Origin of the sequence: Lacinutrix sp. Hel_I_90 (assembly GCF_000934685.1) — a bacterium.
GTDB lineage: Bacteria > Bacteroidota > Bacteroidia > Flavobacteriales > Flavobacteriaceae > Lacinutrix.
The window spans coordinates 2,004,806-2,027,738 of sequence record NZ_JYNQ01000001.1; the positions used below are offsets into that span (position 1 = coordinate 2,004,806).

Annotated in this window: 22 protein-coding genes; 15 read left to right on the top strand and 7 right to left on the bottom strand. The window is 36.2% G+C overall.

Going from position 1 to position 22,933, the window contains the following annotated elements; genetic code table 11:
• Positions 1–2: 2 nt before the first annotated feature.
• The 5 genes from glmS to GQ46_RS08890 all read left to right on the top strand — a co-directional run bounded on the left by glmS (position 3) and on the right by GQ46_RS08890 (position 8,390).
• Positions 3–1,850: a glutamine--fructose-6-phosphate transaminase (isomerizing) gene (glmS, locus tag GQ46_RS08870; RefSeq protein WP_044400719.1), complete on the top strand. Its 1,848-nt coding sequence runs from the start codon at positions 3–5 to the stop codon at positions 1,848–1,850.
• A 182-nt stretch (positions 1,851–2,032) separates the two neighbouring features.
• Entirely contained in the window at positions 2,033–4,807 is a 2,775-nt protein-coding gene (locus tag GQ46_RS08875) for a TonB-dependent receptor domain-containing protein (RefSeq protein WP_044400722.1), read from the top strand.
• A 12-nt stretch (positions 4,808–4,819) separates the two neighbouring features.
• A complete protein-coding gene (locus GQ46_RS08880; protein WP_044400725.1) occupies positions 4,820–6,352 on the top strand; it encodes a lipase in 1,533 nt (510 codons plus the stop codon).
• Positions 6,353–6,519: 167 nt separating this feature from the next.
• Entirely contained in the window at positions 6,520–8,028 is a 1,509-nt protein-coding gene (atpD, locus tag GQ46_RS08885; RefSeq protein WP_044400728.1) for a F0F1 ATP synthase subunit beta, read from the top strand.
• Between the two features lie 74 nt (positions 8,029–8,102).
• Positions 8,103–8,390, top strand: coding sequence for a F0F1 ATP synthase subunit epsilon (locus tag GQ46_RS08890; protein ID WP_044400731.1), 288 nt, complete (start codon positions 8,103–8,105; stop codon positions 8,388–8,390).
• Between the two features lie 106 nt (positions 8,391–8,496).
• Here GQ46_RS08890 and GQ46_RS08895 read toward each other — a convergent pair whose 3' ends face one another.
• From GQ46_RS08895 to GQ46_RS08920, 6 genes are all read right to left on the bottom strand, one after another.
• On the bottom strand, positions 8,497–10,257 hold the full coding sequence (locus GQ46_RS08895) for a M61 family metallopeptidase (protein ID WP_044400734.1): 1,761 nt from the start codon (positions 10,255–10,257) through the stop codon (positions 8,497–8,499).
• Positions 10,258–10,299: 42 nt separating this feature from the next.
• Positions 10,300–10,740: a LexA family transcriptional regulator gene (locus GQ46_RS08900; protein ID WP_044404794.1), complete on the bottom strand. Its 441-nt coding sequence runs from the start codon at positions 10,738–10,740 to the stop codon at positions 10,300–10,302.
• Positions 10,741–10,817: 77 nt separating this feature from the next.
• Positions 10,818–11,369, bottom strand: coding sequence for a GNAT family N-acetyltransferase (locus tag GQ46_RS08905; RefSeq protein ID WP_044400737.1), 552 nt, complete (start codon positions 11,367–11,369; stop codon positions 10,818–10,820).
• 29 nt (positions 11,370–11,398) lie between these two features.
• On the bottom strand, positions 11,399–11,605 hold the full coding sequence (locus GQ46_RS08910) for a helix-turn-helix transcriptional regulator (protein ID WP_044400739.1): 207 nt from the start codon (positions 11,603–11,605) through the stop codon (positions 11,399–11,401).
• Between the two features lie 3 nt (positions 11,606–11,608).
• The gene (locus tag GQ46_RS08915) at positions 11,609–12,091 is read right to left on the bottom strand and encodes a DUF2975 domain-containing protein (RefSeq protein ID WP_082041733.1); all 483 of its coding nucleotides are present in this window, start codon (positions 12,089–12,091) and stop codon (positions 11,609–11,611) included.
• A 2-nt stretch (positions 12,092–12,093) separates the two neighbouring features.
• On the bottom strand, positions 12,094–12,600 hold the full coding sequence (locus tag GQ46_RS08920; protein ID WP_044404797.1) for a DUF2975 domain-containing protein: 507 nt from the start codon (positions 12,598–12,600) through the stop codon (positions 12,094–12,096).
• Between the two features lie 122 nt (positions 12,601–12,722).
• Between GQ46_RS08920 and GQ46_RS08925 the strand changes: the two genes are divergently transcribed.
• From GQ46_RS08925 to bioA, 4 genes are all read left to right on the top strand, one after another.
• Positions 12,723–13,895 (top strand): pyridoxal phosphate-dependent aminotransferase family protein, encoded by a 1,173-nt coding sequence (locus tag GQ46_RS08925; protein WP_044400748.1) that lies wholly within the window; start codon positions 12,723–12,725, stop codon positions 13,893–13,895.
• Between the two features lie 14 nt (positions 13,896–13,909).
• Positions 13,910–14,287, top strand: a complete 378-nt coding sequence (locus tag GQ46_RS08930) for a putative signal transducing protein (protein ID WP_044400751.1) — start codon at positions 13,910–13,912, stop codon at positions 14,285–14,287.
• Complete coding sequence (gene bioD, locus GQ46_RS08935; RefSeq protein WP_044400754.1) at positions 14,288–14,905, top strand: dethiobiotin synthase; 618 nt, start codon at positions 14,288–14,290, stop codon at positions 14,903–14,905. It begins immediately after the preceding gene.
• A gap of 194 nt (positions 14,906–15,099) precedes the next feature.
• Positions 15,100–16,365, top strand: a complete 1,266-nt coding sequence (gene bioA, locus GQ46_RS08940; protein ID WP_044400757.1) for an adenosylmethionine--8-amino-7-oxononanoate transaminase — start codon at positions 15,100–15,102, stop codon at positions 16,363–16,365.
• Here bioA and GQ46_RS08945 read toward each other — a convergent pair.
• On the bottom strand, positions 16,351–16,791 hold the full coding sequence (locus GQ46_RS08945) for a cytochrome c oxidase assembly factor Coa1 family protein (RefSeq protein WP_044404802.1): 441 nt from the start codon (positions 16,789–16,791) through the stop codon (positions 16,351–16,353). The genes bioA and GQ46_RS08945 overlap by 15 nt on opposite strands.
• A 137-nt stretch (positions 16,792–16,928) precedes the next feature.
• On the opposite strand from GQ46_RS08945, the gene GQ46_RS08950 reads away from it, so the two are divergent.
• The 6 genes from GQ46_RS08950 to bioB all read left to right on the top strand — a co-directional run bounded on the left by GQ46_RS08950 (position 16,929) and on the right by bioB (position 22,926).
• Positions 16,929–18,083, top strand: coding sequence for a beta-ketoacyl synthase N-terminal-like domain-containing protein (locus GQ46_RS08950; RefSeq protein WP_044404804.1), 1,155 nt, complete (start codon positions 16,929–16,931; stop codon positions 18,081–18,083).
• A 46-nt stretch (positions 18,084–18,129) separates the two neighbouring features.
• The gene (locus GQ46_RS08955) at positions 18,130–18,753 is read left to right on the top strand and encodes a hypothetical protein (protein WP_044400760.1); all 624 of its coding nucleotides are present in this window, start codon (positions 18,130–18,132) and stop codon (positions 18,751–18,753) included.
• Positions 18,722–20,140 carry a flotillin family protein gene (locus GQ46_RS08960; protein WP_052503440.1) on the top strand — a complete coding sequence of 473 codons (1,419 nt, stop codon included), beginning with the start codon at positions 18,722–18,724 and terminating at the stop codon, positions 20,138–20,140. The genes GQ46_RS08955 and GQ46_RS08960 overlap by 32 nt, the downstream gene beginning before the upstream one ends.
• Positions 20,141–20,213: 73 nt before the next feature.
• Positions 20,214–21,176, top strand: coding sequence for an alpha/beta fold hydrolase (locus tag GQ46_RS08965; RefSeq protein WP_044400763.1), 963 nt, complete (start codon positions 20,214–20,216; stop codon positions 21,174–21,176).
• Entirely contained in the window at positions 21,173–21,643 is a 471-nt protein-coding gene (locus GQ46_RS08970) for a hypothetical protein (RefSeq protein ID WP_044400766.1), read from the top strand. The genes GQ46_RS08965 and GQ46_RS08970 overlap by 4 nt, the downstream gene beginning before the upstream one ends.
• Before the next feature lie 188 nt (positions 21,644–21,831).
• A complete protein-coding gene (gene bioB, locus GQ46_RS08975) occupies positions 21,832–22,926 on the top strand; it encodes a biotin synthase BioB (RefSeq protein WP_044400769.1) in 1,095 nt (364 codons plus the stop codon).
• Positions 22,927–22,933: the final 7 nt, after the last annotated feature.

Consider the following 22,933-nt stretch of genomic DNA (forward strand, 5'->3'; position numbering starts at 1 on the left):
ATATGTGTGGTATCGTTGGATATATAGGCAAAAAAGAAGCTTATCCCATTATTTTGGAAGGACTAAAAAGACTGGAATATCGTGGTTATGACAGTGCTGGAATCGCTTTATATGATGGTAAAAATTTAAAGCTTTCAAAAACTAAAGGCAAAGTTTCTGATTTAGAAGAACAAATAAGTAAAGACATCACAACCAGTGGTGCGGTTGGTATTGGACATACCAGATGGGCAACACACGGTGTTCCCAACGATGTTAATTCACACCCACATTACTCAAACTCTGGAGATTTAGTCATTATCCATAATGGCATTATAGAAAACTACGCCTCTATAAAGAAAGAGCTTATTAACAGGGGCTATACTTTTAGTTCTGATACAGATACAGAAGTACTTATCAATCTTATTGAAGATGTTAAAAAGAATGAAAAAGTTAAACTTGGAAAAGCAGTTCAGATCGCATTAAACCAAGTAGTTGGCGCTTATGCCATAGCCGTTTTTGATAAAAATAAGCCAGATGAAATCGTGGTCGCAAAATTAGGTAGCCCATTAGCTATTGGTATTGGAAATGACGAATTTTTTATTGCCAGCGACGCAACTCCTTTTTTAGAGTATACTAAGAAAGCCATCTATTTAGAAGATGAAGAAATGGCTATTATAAGTTTAAGAAAGGGTGTGAAAATAAGAAAAATTAAAGATGATTCTTTAGTAGACCCATATATTCAAGAACTCCAATTAAACTTAGAACAGATTGTTAAAGGTGGTTACGAACATTTCATGTTAAAAGAAATTCATGAACAACCAGAAGCTATTAAGGATACGTACAGAGGTCGTTTAAGAGTTAAAGAAGGCATTATCAAAATGTCTGGGATTGATGATAATCTTGAAAGAATTTTGAATGCGAACAGAATAATCATTATTGCCTGTGGTACATCATGGCATGCTGGTTTAGTTGCAGAATACATTTTTGAAGATTTAGCACGTATCCCTGTTGAAGTAGAATACGCCTCTGAATTTAGATATAGAAATCCAGTAATTTCAGAAAAAGATGTGGTTATCGCCATTTCACAATCTGGTGAAACTGCAGACACTTTAGCGGCTGTCAAGCTCGCAAAATCAAAAGGCGCTTTTGTTTTTGGTGTTTGTAATGTTGTTGGTTCTTCTATTGCTAGAGAGACTCATGCTGGTGCTTATACGCATGCTGGACCTGAAATAGGAGTAGCCTCTACAAAAGCATTCACTACCCAAATAACTGTTTTAACACTAATCGCCTTAAAACTAGCGAAAGAAAAAGGAACAATTTCTAAATCTCAATTTCAGCATCACTTATACGAACTAGAACTAATCCCAGGTAAAGTTGAAAAAGCACTACTTTCTGATAGCCATATTAAAGAAGTAGCTGAGATATACAAAGACGCTAAAAACTGTTTATACTTAGGAAGAGGTTATAATTTCCCAGTAGCACTTGAAGGCGCTTTAAAGTTAAAAGAAATTTCCTATATCCATGCAGAAGGGTACCCTGCAGCAGAAATGAAACACGGTCCTATTGCACTAATTGACGAACATATGCCAGTTTTTGTTATCGCTACAAAGAAAGGACACTATGAAAAAGTAGTAAGTAATATTCAAGAAATAAAATCCAGAAAAGGAAAAATTATTGCTATCGTAACAGAAGGAGATACCGACGTAAAAGTGCTAGCAGATCACATTATAGAAGTTCCTGAAACACTCGAGTCATTAACACCACTATTAACAACTATCCCGCTTCAACTATTATCGTATCATATTGCTGTTCTTTTGAATAGAAATGTGGACCAACCAAGAAATTTAGCGAAATCTGTTACGGTTGAGTAATATTTTTTTCACATTTTAATTCATATAAATTTAATTTTGGGCCTTATTCTATGCGACTTTCATAAAATAAGGCCTTCTCTTTTGGCATAAATTTATTATGCACGCATAAATTCCTTTAAGATTTTTTTAAGATTTGGTTAAAAACCGTATATTGGCATCTATAATTTAACTAAATCTAAAAAATGAAAACAATTTTATCTATAGTATTGTTGGCTTTCTGCGGAATCACATTCGCTCAAACAACAATGACTGGAACCGTTGCGGATAATACCGGGCGACCAATTGCCGGTGCAAATGTTATTATCGTTGGCACCTCATCAGGAAACACCACTGATTTCGACGGGACTTTTACAATAACAACAGACAGCACACCTCCGTTTACGGTTCAAGCAAGTAGTGTGGGTTATTCGACTGAAGTCATGGATGTTACGTCTAGCAGTCAGACCTTAGACTTTGTACTTCAAGAAGGAAGTATTCTTGACGAAGTTGTTATTTCAGCATCTAGAACACCAGAACGTATTTTTGAATCCCCTGTTACGGTTGAACGTTTCGGTTTAAAAGAAATAAAAAACACGGCTTCTGCAGATTTCTACGATGGGTTAGAAAATCTTAAAGGTGTCGATGTTAACACAAACAGTTTAACCTTTAAATCTGTGAACACCCGTGGTTTTGCAACCTTTGCAAATACGCGTTTTATGCAGTTAGTAGATGGCATGGACAACTCTACCCCAGCTTTAAACTTCCCTATCGGGAATTTAGTAGGGATGATTGAGACAGATGTATTAAGTGTAGAATTACTGCCTGGTGCCTCTTCTGCTTTATATGGCGCAAATGCCTTTAACGGTATTTTATTCATGAGAAGTAAAAATCCATTTGATCACGCTGGTATTAGCGGTTACCTTAAGCAAGGTATTACTTCTCAAGAAGCAGCTGGCGATAACGCATACACAGATGCTGGTATTAGAATGGCTCATAAATTCTCAGATAAATTTGCTGCTAAAGTAAACTTTGGCTACTTAAAAGGAACCGATTGGGCAGCAACAAGTGAGGTGGATAAAACGGATCCTACAAAAACACGTGCAAACACTAACTATGACGGTATTAACGTTTATGGAGATGAAGTATCTACAAATATTAGAGCGGCTTCAGGTCTAGGAATCATTCCAGATGTTGTTGTTAGTAGAACAGGATATAACGAGCGCGACTTAACCAATTATAATGCAGAAAGTATTAAAGCAGATTGGGGATTATACTTTAGACCTATTGAAGATAATAGTTTAGAATTATCTTACGTTGGTAAAGTAGGGACAGGTACAACAATTTACCAAGGCACAAACAGATACAATATAAAAGGCTTTTTTCAAGAACAGCACAAACTTGAAGTAAAAAATGATAACTTCTTCTTAAGAGGCTATGTTGTAGGCGATAAATCTGGTGATTCATACGATATGGTATTCACTGGTATTAATATTAACAGAGCCTGGAAAAGTGATTCACAATGGTTTCAGGAATATATTGCTACTTATGCAGGTATTGAGCTAAGTGGTAACCCACAAGGCTTATCAGAGCAACAAAAACATGATGCTTCAAGAGCTGTTGCAGATACAGGGCGTTTTTTACCTGGATCAGCAGAATATAAAGCTGCATTCAATAGAAGTGTAAACGATCCAGATTTAAGTACTGGTTCTAAATTCCAGGATGCCTCGAAATACTACCATTCAGATGCAAACTATAATTTTAGTCACTTAACAGACTTTGCAGATATTCAAGTTGGAGCCTCTTTTAGAAGCTACGATTTAAATTCTGGTGGAACGATTTATACCGATAAAGACGGTAATATTACCTATTCAGAATTAGGCGTATATACTCAAATTCAAAAAGATTTTGATGTTACTGACGATATGGAGTTAAAAATAACAGCTTCTGCGCGTTATGACAAATCTGAATTATTCGACGGTTTTGTATCACCAAGATTATCGGCGGGCCTAACAGTAAATAGAGACCACAACATTAGAGCTTCTGTTCAAACAGGTTTTAGAAACCCAACCACTCAAGATTTATTTATTGGTTTAGATGCTGGCCGTGCTATTTTAATTGGTTCAGGGGCTGATAACCTAGCAAGATATTCAAGAACTTTTGCTGTAAGCACTGAAGGTCAAACCACTTATGGTCAACCTTCTACAGTTACTCAAACAGGTGCAAATGCCTATAACAATTCTTACTCTGCTTCTGCTGTTCAACAATTTGCTAACACAGGAAATCCTGCATTATTAACGACTGCTGACGCTATTGCAAACCCAGATTTAGTAAAACCAGAACAAGTAACTTCAGTAGAAGTTGGGTATAGAGGTCGCTTTGATAAATTAATTGTAGACTTTAGTGCATATTACAACCAATACAAAGATTTCATCTCTCAAGAAGTTGTGATTTCTCCTTACTACGGTACTGTTGGCGATAACGGCTTATCTATTCAAGCTATAGCAAACGGCGATTTCCAGACCTATAGTGCTTATACAAACTCCAGTGCAGATGTAGGGTCTTATGGTGCGTCTTTAGGCTTATCTACTAAGGTTTTCGGAGATTTCGATTTAGGTGGAAGTTATACCTTTACTAAGCAGGATTTTGATCAGTCAAGTGATCCAGATTTAATGACCAGTTTTAACACACCAGAACACAAATTCAAAGCGTCTTTTGGTAACACAGACTTATTTACAAACTTTGGTTTTAATGTTGCTTATAGATTTAGTGATGATTATTTCTGGGAAGCTACTTTTGGTAATGGTATTGTACCAGAATACCATACTATAGATGCCCAAATAAACTACCAAATTCCTAGTTTAAAAACAACACTTAAAGCTGGTGGAACTAATTTAGGAGGTCAAGAATACTTTACTGCTTTTGGTACTGGGTTTATTGGGTCTATGTACTATGTTGGTATTACTATTAACAACTTATAAAAAAGAAAAATTATGAAAAACATAAAATACTTATGGCTGCTAGCCATCGCATTAGGGCTAACCGCCTGTAATGATGAAAGTGATTTTGAAGACATGTTAGAAACACCAGAACCTGCTCCTGCTTTAGAAGTTGCAACGGCTGGAAGTGCTGATTTCTCTACATTTGTATCTGTAGGAGCCTCTTTTACTGCTGGATATACTGATAATGCTCTTTTTATTGCTAGTCAAGAAAATTCTTTCCCAAACATTATGGCTAAAGAATTTGCTAAAGTTGGTGGTGGTACGTTTTCACAACCGCTTATGAATGACAATTATGGCGGACTTATTTTAGGAGGAAGTCCTGTAATAAACCCAGTAACTAATCAAAGACTTTTTACAGAAAGATTAGTTTTTGGAGGCGCAGGTCCCGTACCGTTACAAAGCGTTAACCCGTCTGCCATGTCTACAACAGATTTTGCATTAAATAACCCAACAGGACCTTTTAATAATTTTGGTGTTCCTGGCGCAAAAAGCTTTCACATGATAGCTCCTGGATACGGTAATCTATCTAATTTTCCTGCAGCAGCAAACCCTTATGCTATACGCATGACTGGTTCAACCCCTAATGCTTCAATGTTAGAATTAGCTGTAGCACAAAATGCAACTTTCTTCACCTTAAGTGAAGTTGGTGGAAACGACGTTTTAGGTTATGCTACTTCTGGAGGTGATGGCTCTAACCCTATTACTCCAACTGCTACTTTTGATTTTGCATTGAATACTTTAGTAACAGGATTAACAGCTAACGGCGCAAAAGGAGCCATTGGAAACTTACCCGATATTACTAGTTTATCTTTTTTCACAACGGTTGCTCATAACCCTGTTCCTTTAGACGCAGCGACAGCTAACTTTTTAAATACTGCCAGTCCTTATGCAGCATACAATGCGGGGATTGTTCAAGCTTATGCTTTTTTAGTAGCCAATACACCGCTAACACAAGAAATGGCTGATGCTGAAATAGCACAGAGAACGATTGTTTTTGCTGAAGCTGAAGATAATGCTCTTGTTATTATCGATGAAGACTTAAGAGATTTAACAGCCTTAAACCCGGCTTTAGTAAATTTAAGACAAGCTACAAGTACCGATTTAATTACACTTACTGCTGCCTCACAGATACCAACTGGCCTAGGTGTTTCATCACCAATGGGAGACAGTTTTGTATTAACCCCACAAGAACAACAAGAAATTGCTGATGCTACAGCTGCTTACAATGCATCAATTTCTGCTGCTGCTACTAGCAATGGCTTAGCTTTAGTTGATTTAAACAGTATTCTAGCGCAAGCAGCAACAATGGGTATTCAGTTTGATAACTATAATTTAAGCACCAACTTAGTTACTGGTGGCCTAATAAGTTTAGACGGTGTTCATTTAAATGCTAGAGGTTATGCTTTAATGGCTAATGCTTTCTTAGATGCTATTGACACTACTTACGGTTCTAACTTTAGAGCTTCTGGAAATGTAGCAAAAGCTGACGATTACGGCGTTACATATTCGCCTTCATTACAATAATAAAACAAAATTTATATGTTTAAAAACGCCTTCTATACGAAGGCGTTTTTTATGCGCAAAAAACCTTAAAAAACAACTTTCATTTTAAATTAAATCTCCTATCTTTGCACGCGAAAACAAATCGTGTTTTCAAACAATTAAATAGCATAATATTAAATAGATAAGTAATGTCAAAAGTTACAGGTAGAGTTGCACAAATAGTAGGTCCGGTTATCGATGTTGAATTCGCTGCTGGTGCTGAACTTCCAAAAATTTACGATTCATTAGAAATTAACAGACCTGATGGTTCTCTTTTAGTACTAGAAGTACAGTCTCACATTGGCGAAGATACCGTACGTACTATCGCTATGGATTCGTCTGATGGTTTAAGTAGAGGAACAGAAGTTCACGCAACTGGTGCTCCAATTCAAATGCCAGTTGGTCCTGATGTTTACGGACGTCTTTTTAATGTCATTGGTGATGCTATTGACGGTTTAGGTGATTTACCTAAAGCTGGTGATGCAGGTTTACCAATTCACAGACAAGCACCAAAATTTGAAGATTTATCAACCTCTACAGAAGTTTTATTCACAGGTATTAAAGTCATCGATTTAATTGAGCCTTACGCAAAAGGTGGTAAGATTGGATTATTTGGTGGTGCCGGAGTAGGTAAAACAGTACTTATTCAAGAGTTGATTAACAATATTGCAAAAGGTCACGGTGGTCTTTCTGTATTCGCAGGAGTAGGAGAAAGAACACGTGAAGGAAACGATTTACTTCGTGAAATGCTAGAGTCAGGAATTATCAAGTATGGTGATGACTTTATGCATTCTATGGAAGAAGGTGGATGGGACCTTAAAAAAGTGGACAAAAAAATAATGAAAGAGTCTAAAGCGACTTTCGTTTTCGGACAAATGAATGAGCCTCCTGGAGCACGTGCGCGTGTTGCCTTATCTGGTTTAACTATCGCTGAATATTTCCGTGATGGCGCTGGTGAAGGACAAGGAAAAGACGTACTTTTCTTCGTAGATAACATCTTCCGTTTTACTCAAGCTGGTTCTGAGGTATCTGCATTACTAGGGCGTATGCCTTCTGCTGTAGGTTACCAACCAACATTAGCAACAGAGATGGGAGCGATGCAAGAGCGTATTACTTCAACAAAAAGAGGGTCTATTACATCTGTACAAGCGGTTTACGTACCTGCAGATGATTTAACAGATCCTGCTCCAGCAACAACCTTTGCACACTTAGATGCAACAACAGTATTGTCTCGTAAAATTGCTGAGCTTGGTATTTATCCAGCGGTAGACCCGTTAGATTCTACATCAAGAATTTTAACAGCAGATATTTTAGGTGATGAACACTACAATTGTGCACAACGCGTAAAAGAGTTGTTACAACGCTATAAAGAATTACAAGATATTATCGCCATCTTAGGTATGGAGGAATTATCTGAAGAAGATAAAATGGCTGTAGGTCGTGCACGTCGTGTGATGCGTTTCTTATCGCAACCATTCCACGTAGCTGAACAATTTACAGGTCTTAAAGGTGTATTAGTAGATATTAAAGAAACCATTAAAGGGTTTAACATGATTATGGACGGTGAATTAGATCACTTACCAGAAGCTGCTTTTAACCTTAAAGGCTCTATTGATGAAGCTATTGAAGCTGGCGAAAAAATGTTAGCTGAAGCGTAATTGGTTTATGGTTTATTGTTGTTGGTTATTCGTTTTGCCAACAACCAAAAACTAATAACAAACAACTATAATATATGTATTTAGAAATCGTATCACCAGAAGCTACTTTGTTTGCTCATGAAGTTGACTCTGTAATAGTACCAGGTGTAGATGGTGAATTTCAACTGTTGAATAATCACGCAGCTATCGTTTCGCTTTTAGGTCAAGGTTTTGTGAAAATTAAAACAAAATCTCAACTTACTGTAGACGACCTTCATACTGAAGTAGTACCAAGTAATAATGACAAAAAGCTATTAACTCTGAAAATTAATTCTGGAACAATAGAAATGAAAGATAATAAGGTTATTATTCTAGCCGATTAGTCTTTTATAACAGATAAATAAAAAACGCGAAACTTTTAGTTTCGCGTTTTTTTGTTTTACTATATATTCGCTAAGCCTTCGAATGGCTTCTGTTTTACTTTTCTATTTATTGCTTTAACCACTCTTTTTGATTCTGCATTGCTTTTTTAGTAATCTCCTCTAACATACTAATCGTGTATTTTGGATTCGCTACTAAGTTTAACTCCGTAGCTTTTGTTTCACCATGTCTGAGGTATTCAATCTGCAGTATTGCCGTTTTTGATTCATCAATGATCGTTTCTATAGTATGAGTATCATTTAATTTTATATTATTAACACTTAGTATTTCATCTCCCTTTTCTAATCCTGAAAGATACGCTGGCGACCCTATTTTAGGGTATTTACTCACTGTATTCTTGTTAAATGAAGCTCCTGTATACATAGGTTTAGAATCTTGTTCTATTTGTAAACCTACCGTTTTAAATAGTTCAGCATAATTAGGCATCTCACTTTTATAGATGTAATTATTAAAAAAGTGCACTCCAAAATCCTTACCTGCATAGTCATTTAAAACGTCATTAAGATTTTTAATCGTGTATGGCGTTTCTGTTTTACCATACCTAAGCCAAACACGCTTCATATAATCATCCAAATTCAAATCCTTCTCTCTCAATGCTAGGTCTAATGCTAAACCCAAAACACTTCCGTAGGAATAATAAGAAATAAAAGTATTGTCACGATTCACAGGATCTATAGACGATGCTGCATCAACAAAGGGCGCCTGATAGCTCATTTCAATAGGATTAAAGAACTGTCGTGCAGGGGAGTTCCAAACGTAATTAAACGTACCATTTAATCCTGAAACATACTGTTCTGGAGTGATGAGTCCCGCTCTACACAAAATAAGATTGGTGTAATAACTGGTGAATCCTTCGGCAAACCAAAGCGCACCACTCATATTAGCCGCTTCAAAATCGAAAGGCTCTAAAGAAACAGGACGTATACGCTCTACATTCCAGGCGTGAAAAAACTCATGAGATACCGTACCAATATTACCTTCCATGCCGCCTTCGGCCAAACCTTCTTTGTCCGTTAAAATGGTAGAGTTTCTATGCTCCATGCCGTCACCGCTAACATGACCAATATAACAGGCTAAAAAAGTATACTTCCCGTAATCGAATATTGGTAATTCACCATAAACCGCTTCTTCTGCCAATACTATTCTCTTCACTTTTTCAAAATAAGTGTCTAAATCTTCGTCTGTACCTTTATGATGTAATACGAATTCAATGTCTTGTTCTTTTACTTTAAAGCGACGCATACTATAATTGCTCAATTCTGTTGGGCTATCCATAAAATACTGCAAATTTGGCGCAGTATAAGTGGTTCCCGATTTTAGTGGTAACTGTGTCGCAATTTTCCAATTCAAATCGACCCTCGGCGCAAAGGTGATTTCTATAGTCTTTTCACTTAATACTGGTGCGTACATAAATGTCGCTGGAATATTAAGGTGAGCGTGTGTTTCGTCTATTTGGCTGTAGGTACCATCTGCCCTATCTGCAAATAAAGTATAAGAAAGGTTTACAGTGCCATCATGGTTTTGTATTTCCCAGGCTTGCGGGTTAATACGCTTTATCTTTAGTGGCTCACCTTTACTATTAAGTGCTTTTACAGCATACACGTTTTTAGCAAAATCGTGAATGGCATAACGCCCTGGTGAGGTTCTACTCATTTGTACCACAAGCGTAGAATCACTTAAATCTGTATATAAAACAGCAATAGTTGCTTCATGGTGTACTGCATTCTCGAAACTTATGGTATACCTGGTGTTTTGAGCGAAAACAAAAGTGTTGGAAATAATAATAAGTAAGAAATAAAGTAATTTCATGTTTTATAGATGTCAATTTAAATTTATGAATAGAGCAAAGAGTTATACCTTTTTAATCACATTCGTGACAATGCCCCAAATTAAAAAGTTATTAGCTTCTGTAATATGAATAATAGGATACTCTGGATTTTCTGGCTGTAGCCATACTTCTCCGTTAGAGACTCTTAAGCGTTTTACCGTAAACTCGCCATCTAGAAAACAGACTGCGATTTTGTTGTTTTCTGGTTCTAAACTACGGTCGATAACTAATAAATCGGTATCATCTAATCCAGCACCAATCATAGATTGTCCACTAACTTTAGCATAGAATGTTGTTTCTTTATTTTTTACTAAGGCTTCGTCTAAAGAGAGTCGTTGCCCTAGAAAATCTTCAGCCGGCGAAGGAAAACCCGCCGAAATTCCGGTATCAAAAAAATGCCCTGCCGCATCAGGAATGGGTTCTGGAGTGAAGAAAGTTAAACTTTCTGAATGGAGAGTTATCATAAATACGTGTTTTTTTCCAGTTTTAAAGATAGACATAACTGTTCTAATTACATCATTACTTGACATTAAGACACGTTTTAAATCTCCAAACTAATAATTTCCCAAAGTTGATTATTGGATGTATAGTTTTTTAAAACTTTAAAACCAACGGCTTTATGCGCATTGGAAGAACGGGTGTTACTCGTATCCACTTCTGTAATAATAGCCTCAAAATCATATTTAAGCTCGCCAGCCATATAATTGTACAATTCTCTAAAAACGCCTTTGCCTCTAACTCTTTTAGCAATACAAATTTGTCCCATAACAATATAGTTAATAGTCAGGTTTTGCACTTTAAGAGTTTTGTCTATTTCAGTAAACATGGGGATTAATAAAGGGATATCCTTTTTAAACTGCTGCAGCATGGACAATGCATAGCCTACAACGTCACCGTTGCATTTTGCTATGGAATGGCCACAAGCATCATTCATTTTTTTCAACAGGTCAAAATCATGCCGCAACGTGACGAAGCCTTCTTTCTGTTTTACCTCATCAGAAATTAAATCACGTAAGTTTTCTTTCTGAAGTTTTAAAATAGCCTTGAGTTCTTCAATGCTTTTTGCTCTGTGATAGGTGATTTCAGAAGACATCTCTTTTAATTTTATATAAAAATATAAAATTAATCGGCTATATACTCTAAAATATCACTGGGTTGACATTCTAATGCTTTACAAATGGCTTCTAAGGTGGAAAACCGAATCGCCTTGGCCTTTCCCGTTTTTAAAATAGAAAGATTCGCGGTAGTAATACCAACAAGATCTGCCAACTCATTACTTTTCATCTTGCGCTTGGCAAGCATCACATCTAAATTTACGATTATTGACATGGGTTAAATGGTTAGTTCATTTTCTTGTTGAATGGTATTACCGTTATTAATATAATCTGCAACAATTAGCAGACCAAAGCCAATTAACAATAGTAAAAAGTCTGAGCTTAGAGCTGTTATAAAATAGGGCTCTCCTTTTGAATACACAAGCAGTATAAAGTCCCAGAGCATACTTAAAATACCAGAGACTAAAAATAGTTTACCAGCAACTTTAAATTTTGCAGCGCTATCTTTATTAAAAAATCCTTTTTTAATAGTGATAAGCAAAGCTTTTTGTACAAAAAATAAGGCGACAAAGGTTATAACTGAAAAACCTAAAGCGACAAATTGCGTGTAGTAACCAAGAATAAACTTATCATAAAACGAATCAGAAAAATCCATAAATTCTGGAGTAAAAATAGTAAGATAGGTGTTCCCCAAAAATTGAATGACATAAACTATTATCAAAAGGATTATAAACCAGTGAAGTGCTATTATTTTTTTCATAATTATACGGTTAATTCGTTTTCTTCTTTAGCTTCTTTTGCTACTTTAAATGTCTCGCTTAAAACCAGAAAGAATAGGCCTAAACAAACAAGAAATAAATAGGGACCCAAACCAAAATTAAGCTGTAGACGCTGTTTTAAAAACAAATGGAAGCCAAATGAGATAAGAGATCCTGAACAACCTGAAACCATTAACAAATTGCCGATTTTTTTATAGTTGATAATCACAAAATCATCCAAGGGTTTCCGCTTTTGAAAAAAACGTAAGGTTTTTCTAAATAAATAGAAACTATAAATTGAAACAAATAGAAGTAGAGCAATTAATAATACGAAAACTTTTAAATACCATGGTGTTATAATAACGCCTTGATTAAGAACATTAAATACTTTGAGTACCTCATCGTTGAAAAACATATATACTGAAATAAATAGTGTTAACGGAATGAGAGGAATGCATGTTACAATCCAGATAAAGTCTACTAGTGATTTTAATATAATGAGTTTTTTCATGTTTAAAGGCATTAAAATTATTGTTTTACGATAACAAATATATAATAATTATTGATAAACAATAACTATTTATTAAAAAAGAATAAAATTAATCTTTTAGACCTCACAGGTTTTCAAATCCTATGAGGTCTTTGTACCTTTGGTTTGTGATACCTAAAAAACTTAAAGACAAGCTAAATCAACGTGAAGCAGAAAACGCCTTACGTAAATTAGACGTACAAAATAAACTGGTGGATTTTGCATCTAACGATTATTTAGGTTTTTCTAAGAATGATGCTATTTTTAATGCTTCTCACAACTATTTATTAGACAATAATATTGCAGAGAATGGCGCAACCGGTTCACGTTTACTTTCTGGCAATCATCAATTGTATAATACCGTAGAACAGCAACTTTGCGCCTTTCATACCAGTGAAGCAGCCCTGATTTTTAACTCTGGTTATGATGCAAATTTGGGATTTTTCTCTTCGGTACCGCAACGTGGGGATATTATTTTTTACGACGAATACATTCATGCCTCCATTCGAGATGGTATAAAAATGAGCAATGCTAAAGCGTATAAGTTTAAACATAACGATATAGCGGATTTAAAATCTAAATGTCAGACTGAACGCTCCCGAAATGTTGAGAGAAGTGCTAACGAAGCAGAGATTTACATCGTCACAGAATCTGTCTTCTCCATGGATGGCGATACACCAAATCTAAAATTATTATTGCAATTATGCAAGGTAAATAACTACCATCTCATAGTTGACGAAGCACATGCCGTTGGTGTTTTTGGAACTCATGGTTCTGGATTAATTCAAACAGAAAAAACAGAGGCTTTCGCAAGAATTATAACCTTCGGCAAGGCATTAGGGGCTCATGGTGCGGCTATTTTAGGGAGCGACACATTAAAACAATATTTAGTGAATTTCTCACGCCCCTTTATTTACACAACAGGTTTGCCTCCACATGCCTTAGCAACCATACATCAGGCATATGAGACCCTTAAAAAGACTATAGAAATTGAAAAGCTCCATCAAAATATTTCGTTTTTTAAATCTGAAATTGAAAGACTTCAGCTTAAAAAAAAGTTTATAGAAAGCCATTCAGCCATTCAATGTTGTATTATACCAGGCAATGAAACGGTAAAAGCTATTGCAAAGCATTATCAAAATAAAGGCTTTGATGTCAAGGCCATTTTATCACCAACGGTTCCAAAAGAAAAAGAACGTTTGCGTTTTTGCTTACATGCTTATAATACTAAAGACGAAATCTCTCAAGTTTTAAACTTACTCACTACCTTTGTTTAAAATGATACCATCTCATGATTGATAATTATACGATTTTAACGACGTTTCCCTATTCCTCTGAGGCGCAAATAACCAAATCTAAACTGGAAGCAGAAGGGATTCGCGTCATGTTATTAGATGAAAAAACTATAGATTCCGACCCTCTAATTAGTCAAGCTATTGGAGGTGTTAAATTATTAGTTTATAATGATGATGCTGAAGCCGCTTTAAAAATATACAATAGAATCAGACTTTATGAAAAAGACAACGCTGGTGATGCTATTGTTTGCCCAAACTGCCAATCAACCAAAATATTAATAGCAGAACTCACGCGGAAAAACATTTTTTATATGCTCTTTCCTTTTTTTGAAAAAACAAAATTCCGCTGTAATGTTTGTAATACTATTTTTTAAATGAATACTTATTTTATAACAGGCATTTCGACTGAAGTTGGTAAAACTATCGCATCGGCTATTATTACTGAAGCTTTAGAAACCGATTATTGGAAACCCATTCAAGCAGGAGAACTTGATCATTGTGATACCAAAAAAGTAAAGCAATTGGTTTCTAACCCTAAATCACAATTTCACGACAATGCTTACGCATTAAAAACACCCATGAGTCCGCATGCCGCTGCAGAAATTGATGGTATCACTATCAATTTAAACAAAATAGCGGCGCCAAAAACAAAAAACCACTTAGTCATAGAAGGCGCTGGCGGATTATTAGTGCCGTTAAATACTAAACAGACGATTATTGATATCATACAGCCTCATTATAAAGTTATCGTGGTTTCGCGACATTACTTAGGGAGCATTAATCACACCTTATTAACCGTAAATTTGCTAAAACAAAAAGGCCTTGAAGTCGCTATTGTTTTTAGTGGCAATGCGCATAAAACCACAGAAGATATTATTAAAAAAATGACTAATGTGCCTGTTATTGGTCGCATTGAAGAGGAACCTTATTTTGATAAAAATGTTATTTTAGAGTATGCCGCTAAGTTCCGCTCAACTATAAAAAAGTTCTAAGGGTTATTTTGAACCTGCAACAAGTTAAGCTATTTTTTAACTTGAAGAGCGCAAGCGCAGCTTGATAGAGGCTTTTTCCATTAAAAACTCTGAGTGGGTATTTTCCACGCTTCGCTAACTAAACTATTGTGAATTCGTGGCGACAAAAACTGAAGTTTAATTAATAAAATTTCCGTCCATGCGGAAATAAAGCTATGACAATAAAACAACGCGATCAAAAACACATCTGGCATCCCTTAACACAACACAAATTACATCCAGAAACTATGGCTATTGTAAAAGCCAAAGACTGTATTTTGTTTGATGAAGACGGCAACCAATACATTGATGGTATTGCCTCATGGTACTCCAGTATGTATGGGCATTGTAACCCGTTTATCACCAATCGGGTTTATAAACAAATGCAAACTTTAGATCATGTGGTTTTCGCAGGTTTTACACACGAACCAGCTGTAAAACTCAGTGAAGAACTCATTAAAATTTTACCAGAAAATCAGGAAAAAATATTTTTTGGAGATAATGGCTCAACCAGTATAGAAATTGGCATTAAAATGGCCTTACAATATCATTTTAATACCGGTGAAAAACGCAATACCTTAATCGCTTTCGAAGACGGTTTTCATGGGGATACCTTTGGCGCAATGAGCGTGTCTGGGTTATCTGTTTATAATGGTCCTTTTGAAGATTTCTTTCTCGACGTTAAGCGTATTCCTACCCCAAATGGTAATAATCAAAGCCTAGTCTTAGAAACTTTAAAAGCTATCGTCAAAAACAATAAAGTAGCTGGCTTTGTTTATGAACCACTAGTTCAAGGCGCAGCTGCGATGAAAATGCATGATGCAGAGGGTTTAAATACTATTTTAAAATTTTGTAAAGCAAATAAGATTATTACTGTTGCCGATGAAGTCATGACTGGTTTTGGTAAAACAGGACGCCATTTCGCTTCAGATTTTATGGAAACCAAACCAGATGTTATTTGTATGAGTAAAGCCTTAACTGCTGGATTAATGCCCATGTCCATTACCTCTTGTACTCAAGCCATTTACGATGCCTTTTATAGCGACGATATAGGCAAGGGCTTATTTCACTGCCATACTTATTCTGCCAACCCCTTGGCTTGCGCTGCGGCAATCGCAGGTTTAGAGTTATTACAATCGGATACCATTCAACAAAATATTAAACGTATTACAGAGAAACATAGGGTTTTTGGGGCCTATATTGAGACCCACTCAAAAGTAAAATCAATACGCCAAAAAGGCATTATTTTTGCCCTCGATTTAAATGTTGAAATGGAACGCTATGGCGATTTACGTTACAAACTCTTTAATTTCTTTATGGAAAACGGTGTGTTTTTAAGACCACTTGGTGAAACGATTTACATTCAGGCACCCTATACCATTACAGAGGCGCAACTCGATAAAATCTATCAGGTTATTGAAGAAGTTCTAGAAATCGTCTAAACCTTCTTCCGCTTCTAATTCCTGTAAATTTATGGTTTCTGTTTCACCATCGATTTTTACGTATAACAGATTATAGGTCCACGCATCGTTTATTTTTTCGGCAGCAACAACAATTACCCCTTCGCCCTTTGGGCCTTTTATTGGGATGCTTAATTCGGCAGTACTTGCCCCATTTACATGCTCATAACTTGTACTCCCCATGCCATTGGTCTCGATAGGTTCCCCTAAAAATGAAATCACTTTTTCGTTTTCTGTGGCCATAGCAAAGGCATGACTATAAGGTTCAGAACCCGTGATGGCATCTGAAACTTTATAAACTAAGGCGCCTACTATAACGACGACAATAACAATTAGCGTCAAACAGCCTCCGCCAAGTACCCAACCCCAATTTCTGCTAAACCAACTTCTTTCTTGTACAACTTCCATAATTATTACATTTGTTACCAATAGGTCCACCCTAATGGAATCTTGTTACAATTTCAGCAAAATAATTCTGCTTTACAAGCATAAATCATATGATTTAAAAACCATATCCATTACTTTTGTCTTCAAATATTTTTTTTGTGCTTAAACCAATATATATTACGGCTATTTCTTCTATTTCTGCACTAGGAAACACCCCAGAACAGATCTGGAAAAATTATAAGAGCGAAGGACATTTCATTTCTAAAAAAAACGGTCATTTGGTTTCCGAATTATCAAAAGACGCCAAAGCAGAGATTTTAAAACTTAAGGCTTCAGACACTAAATATAAAGCATTAGATGATTCAGTTTTATTCGGCATCTATTCAGCCAGAGAAGCCATTGAAAAAGCAGGTTGGAAACCGCAAGATAACTTCGGTATAAACATAGGATCTTCCCGAGGTGCAACACAACTATTTGAAAACTATCACGAAGATTTTTTAAACAACAAGACCGCAAAAACCTTGAGTTCTCCAACCACTACTTTAGGTAATATATCCTCTTGGATTGCTCACGATTTACAAACGCAAGGTCCAGAAATTTCACACTCCATCACCTGTTCAACTGCGCTTCACGCCATGCTTAACGGTGTCGCCTGGTTACAAGCTAGACTATGCGACAAATTTTTAGTTGGTGGTAGCGAAGCGCCTTTAACCCCTTTTACTATTGCGCAAATGCAAGCTTTAAAGATTTATGCTAAGCAAGCAGAGCAAAGTGAAGGCTCTCATTATCCCTGTCGTTCTTTAGATGGTAATAAAAAACAAAACACCATGGTTTTAGGCGAAGGTGCAGCCATGGCATGCTTAGAATCTGAAGAAACACCAAACGCTCTAGCTAAAATTACAGGTATTGGTTATGCCACCGAAATTTTGGAACACAATGTCTCTCTCTCTGCAAATGGAATTTGCTTTGTAAAATCTATGGCTATGGCATTAGGTGATTTAAATCCTAGTGAAATTGATGTCATTGTGACTCATACACCGGGCACCATTAAGGGCGATACTGCCGAAATTAATGCAATTAAAACAATTTTTTGTAACACTACCCCAAGTTTGACTACTAATAAGTGGAAGCTTGGGCATACCTTAGGCGCTTCTGGTATGTTAAGCATAGAAATGGCTATTTTAATGCTTCAAAAACAGGAATTTATTACTATTCCATATATTGAAACGCAACAACCAAAACAACTAAAAAACATCTTAGTCAATGCTGTAGGATTTGGAGGTAATGCTGTGAGTATTTTACTTTCAAAATAAAATAATGAAGCTGTATATTTAAACAATAAATTTAAAACTTTTACTTATGACTGAATGGTTTTCGGATTTAGATTCTTTTTCCCAATTCTTTTGGATTATTGCGGGTATTAGCTCATTAATATTCGTTTTTGTAATTATTACATCCTTTGCTGGTATTGAAGGTGCTGACGATTTTGATGACTTTGAAACCGATATTGGTATTGAATTTCAGTTTATAACATTTAAAAATCTTATTGGCTTTTTTACCATTTTTGGATGGATTGGTATTGCAGGAATCAACGCTGGTTTTTCTAAACCAGTAACGGTTATCACCGCTTTTGGCTGTGGTTTACTAATGATGGCTATTATGGCCGCCATGTTTTACGCCATGAAAAAACTAACCGATAGCGGCACATTGAATTACAACAATGCCATCAATGCTATTGGCGAAGTCTATTTAACCATTGGTGCCAACCGCTCAAGAATGGGTAAAGTGAGCGTTAGAGTGCAAGGCTCTTTAAGAGAATTAGAAGCGCTTACAGACGCATTAACCGACCTAAAGTCTGGAACACTCATACAAGTAATAGAGGTCACCAGTAACGGTATTTTGATAGTAAATGAAACTAAAAAACCTATAGAACCCATTAAAACAGAAACTTATGAACTACCTCCTAACACAACAAAGCTTTGATTTAGGCTTTCCTATCGCCATTATTTTTGCGATACTTTTTGTCTTTGTATTTTTAATTATTTTAATCAGACGTTATAAACGCTGTCCTTCAGATAGAATACTAGTCGTTTATGGTAAAGTTGGCGGCGGCCAATCTGCCAAATGTATCCATGGGGGTGCAGCCTTTATCGTGCCTGTATTTCAGGATTACCAATTTTTAGATTTAACGCCAATCTCAATAGAGGTAAACCTAGTCAACGCCTTATCTAAACAAAACATTCGTGTTAACGTACCCTCACGTTTTACCATTGGTGTTTCTACAGAGCCTGGTATTATGCAAAATGCTGCTGAAAGATTACTGGGGCTTAACCAAGGTAATATTCAGGAATTAGCGCAAGAAATCATTTTTGGCCAACTGCGTTTAGTTGTGGCTTCTATGGACATTGAAGAAATTAATAATGACCGTGATAAATTCCTAACTAACATTTCTCAAAGTGTAGAATCGGAACTTAAAAAAGTGGGGCTAAAATTAATCAACGTAAACATAACAGATATCGTAGACGAGTCTGGTTATATTGAAGCTTTAGGTAAAGAAGCTGCTGCACATGCTATTAACGCCGCTCGTAAGTCTGTAGCCGAAAAAACCAGAGACGGTTCTATTGGTGAAGCTAATGCGGTTCAAGATGAAAGAACCCAGGTTGCCGCTGCCAATGCCCAAGCAGTAGAAGGTGAAAACACAGCGAAAATTGCTGTAGCAAATTCAGATTCTCTGCGTCGTCAACGTGAAGCAGAAGCAGAACGCGTGGCTATTGCTTCAGAAAAAGTGCAAGGGGCAAAAGCGTTACAAGAATCTTATGCTGCAGAGCAAGAAGCCGAAGTGGTAAGAGCAGAAAGAGAGCGTTCTTCTCAAATGGCAGATATCATTGTACCTGCCGAAATTGACAAACGTAAAGTTGAGATTGATGCTGAAGCTGAAGCTGAACGCATTAGAAGACGTGCAAAAGGTGAAGCAGATGCCATATTATTTAAAGCACAAGCTGAAGCACAAGGTCAATATGAAATTTTGACGAAACAAGCAGCCGGTATGGAGCAAATTGTTAAAGCTGCAGGAAACAATTCTAAAGACGCTGTTTTATTATTAATCGCAGATAAATTACCAGAATTAGTAAGAATGCAGTCTGAAGCGATTAAGAATATTAAAATTGATAAGGTTACTGTTTGGGAAAATGGAGGTGGAAAAGATGGAAAATCATCCACAGCTAATTTCTTATCAGGAATGTACAAATCGGTTCCACCATTACAAGAAATGTTTAATATGGCAGGAATGGAGCTTCCAGAATACTTAAAAGGTAAGAACCCAAAAGGTGATGCTGAAGCAGAAGTTGTAGAAGAAAAAGCTTCAAAATAAAAGACATAATGACCTTTAAAATCCGCTCTCGTAGCGGATTTTTTATGACCTATTTACAAGAAACCATACACCTATGAACCCTTTACTTAAAATGTTATACATTACTGTGTTTTTAGTCACAGCTTGCAACAATACACAACAAGATCCAGCTATTTTTGAGCAATTCGAATCTAAATTCTACGACATTGATGGCTATAAAATAAATGTAGAAATTAAAGGCTCTGGAGATCCTATCTTTTTTCTACCAGGTGGACCCGGAAATTCTCACGATTATATGCAAGGTAATTTTGGGCAGTATTACAAAACGAATACGGTGGTTTTTTTCGATTGGTTGGGCCGGGGAAAGAGCGATGATGCCAAGAATCCATCAGAATATTCTGTAGAGAATGATTTAGAAATGATTGAAAAACTAAGAGTCCTTCTTAAATTTGAAAAAATAGCATTAGTAGGGCATTCCTACGGCACTGTTCCTGCACAAGCTTACGCCATTAAATATCCAGATAATGTAGCCAAAATGGTACTCATTAACGGCTTTCATAGTGGCACGATGTGGCAAGCCAATTGCGATAGCTATAACCACTATGCCAAAACACATTTTCCTGAAAAATGGCACAAAGTAGACTCTCTTCGCGCTTTAGGCTATTTATCGAGTGATAAAGAACTAGCAAGTGTTTACGGTAGTTTTCCAACAAAATATATTTACTATCACAATACTAAATTAACACAAAACACACCAAAAACAGAACACCGTGGTTGGGCCAACGATGTGTATGTGGCCATCATTGGTAGAGATGGAGACTTCGACGTATCAGGAAGTATGATTCATCAAGATTACCGAAAGGAATTAAAAAACATAAAAGCAAAAACATTAATCGTTGCCGGGCGGTATGATGGAGTCTCAACCCCAGAATTTGCAATACAATACAAAAAATTTATGCCACAAGCGCAATTTGAAATGTTCGAGAATAGCGGGCATAACCCCTATTTAGAAGAGCCTAAAAAATTCTTTAAAATCTTTAACACTTTTATTAAATGAATAAAATAGTATACAAACGTAAAGTACCAATAATGAAAATGGCTTTTGGTATATCATTCTTTCTCTTAGGCTTTTCTTTCCTCTTTCATTTTTATGGATTTATTCTTTGCGGTATGTCTGTTTTCTTTTTCTATACAGACGGTTCCGAAATAGATTTGTCTTCTAAAACCTACAGAACCTTTCATTCTTTATTTGGTTTTCGTTTTGGTCAATGGAAAACACTACCAGACGTCGAATATGTTTCTGTTTTTAAAACTGCAGAAATAAACACTGTAAGATCATTAGGAGCAGAAGCAAATGTAAAAAGTGATATCATTCAGTTAAATTTATTTTATAACAGAAATCAAAAAATTACGGCCTACAGAACCAAAGATGAAGACGATGCCTTTAAAGTAGCTGGAGAAATTGCACAAATACTAAATATCGACATTTTAGATGCAACACAGGCAGAATCTAAATGGTTGTAGGCATTTATAATTGCTATATAGATTTAATTACTTGTAATTACCCCAATAAAAAATGCTATTTTAATAGATTCAAAACCTGCACGTCTTTAAAGTTTTCAGAATTACAAATTATGTGTAAAATTTTAAATTTTAATATTTTATGTAAATGGTTATAACTATTTTTGAATCCAACAAACAGACACGATTTTATGAGCGAGATAAAACACAATTGGACTAAAGAACAAATTTTAGACATCTATAACAAACCTTTAATGGAATTGCTTTACGAAGCGGCTACGGTACATAGGTTGCATCACGATCCAAACACGGTTCAGGTAAGCACATTACTGTCTATTAAAACTGGAGGTTGTCCTGAGGATTGTGGGTATTGCCCACAAGCTGCAAGATATCACACAGACATTGAAGGCAATGACTTAATGAGTGTTCAACAAGTGAAAGCGCAGGCTTTACGTGCAAAATCATCTGGAAGTTCTCGTGTTTGTATGGGTGCTGCTTGGCGTAATGTTAAAGATGGCGCAGAGTTTGACCAGGTTTTAGAAATGGTGCGCACCATTAACAAATTGGACATGGAAGTCTGTTGTACTTTAGGCATGATTACAGAGAATCAAGCCCAGCGTTTAGCTGAAGCTGGTTTATACGCCTACAACCACAATTTAGATTCCTCTGAAGACTATTATAAAGAAGTTATCTCTACACGTGGTTTTGAAGACCGTTTAAAAACGATTGACAATGTTCGTAAAACAAATGTAACCGTTTGCTCTGGGGGTATTATTGGCATGGGAGAAGCTATTGAAGACCGAGCGGGTATGCTTATTGCCTTAGCTACTTTAAATCCGCAACCAGAATCGGTACCTATAAACGCTTTAGTACCTGTTGAGGGCACACCTTTAGCAGAAGAAAAACCAGTCTCTATCTGGGATATGATTAGAATGGTCGCTACAACTAGAATCATCATGCCAGAAACCCAAGTACGGCTAAGTGCTGGTAGAACAGAAATGAGTCGCGAAGGTCAAGCCATTTGTTTCTTTGCAGGTGCTAACTCAATTTTTGCAGGAGACAAGCTCTTAACCACACCAAATCCTGATGTCAATGAGGATATGAAAATGTTTGAAATGTTAGGATTGAATCCACAGAAACCATTCATTAAAAAAATGAAGCCAGAATCTGTAGAAGCCAAAGATTCTCAATTTGAAGCTTTAGGTGAAAAACCTAAATGGTCTAGACCAGAACATAAAATTGAGCGCAATGAGGAAGCAAAGCAAAAAGCGAAGACAGCTAAATAGTTAAATT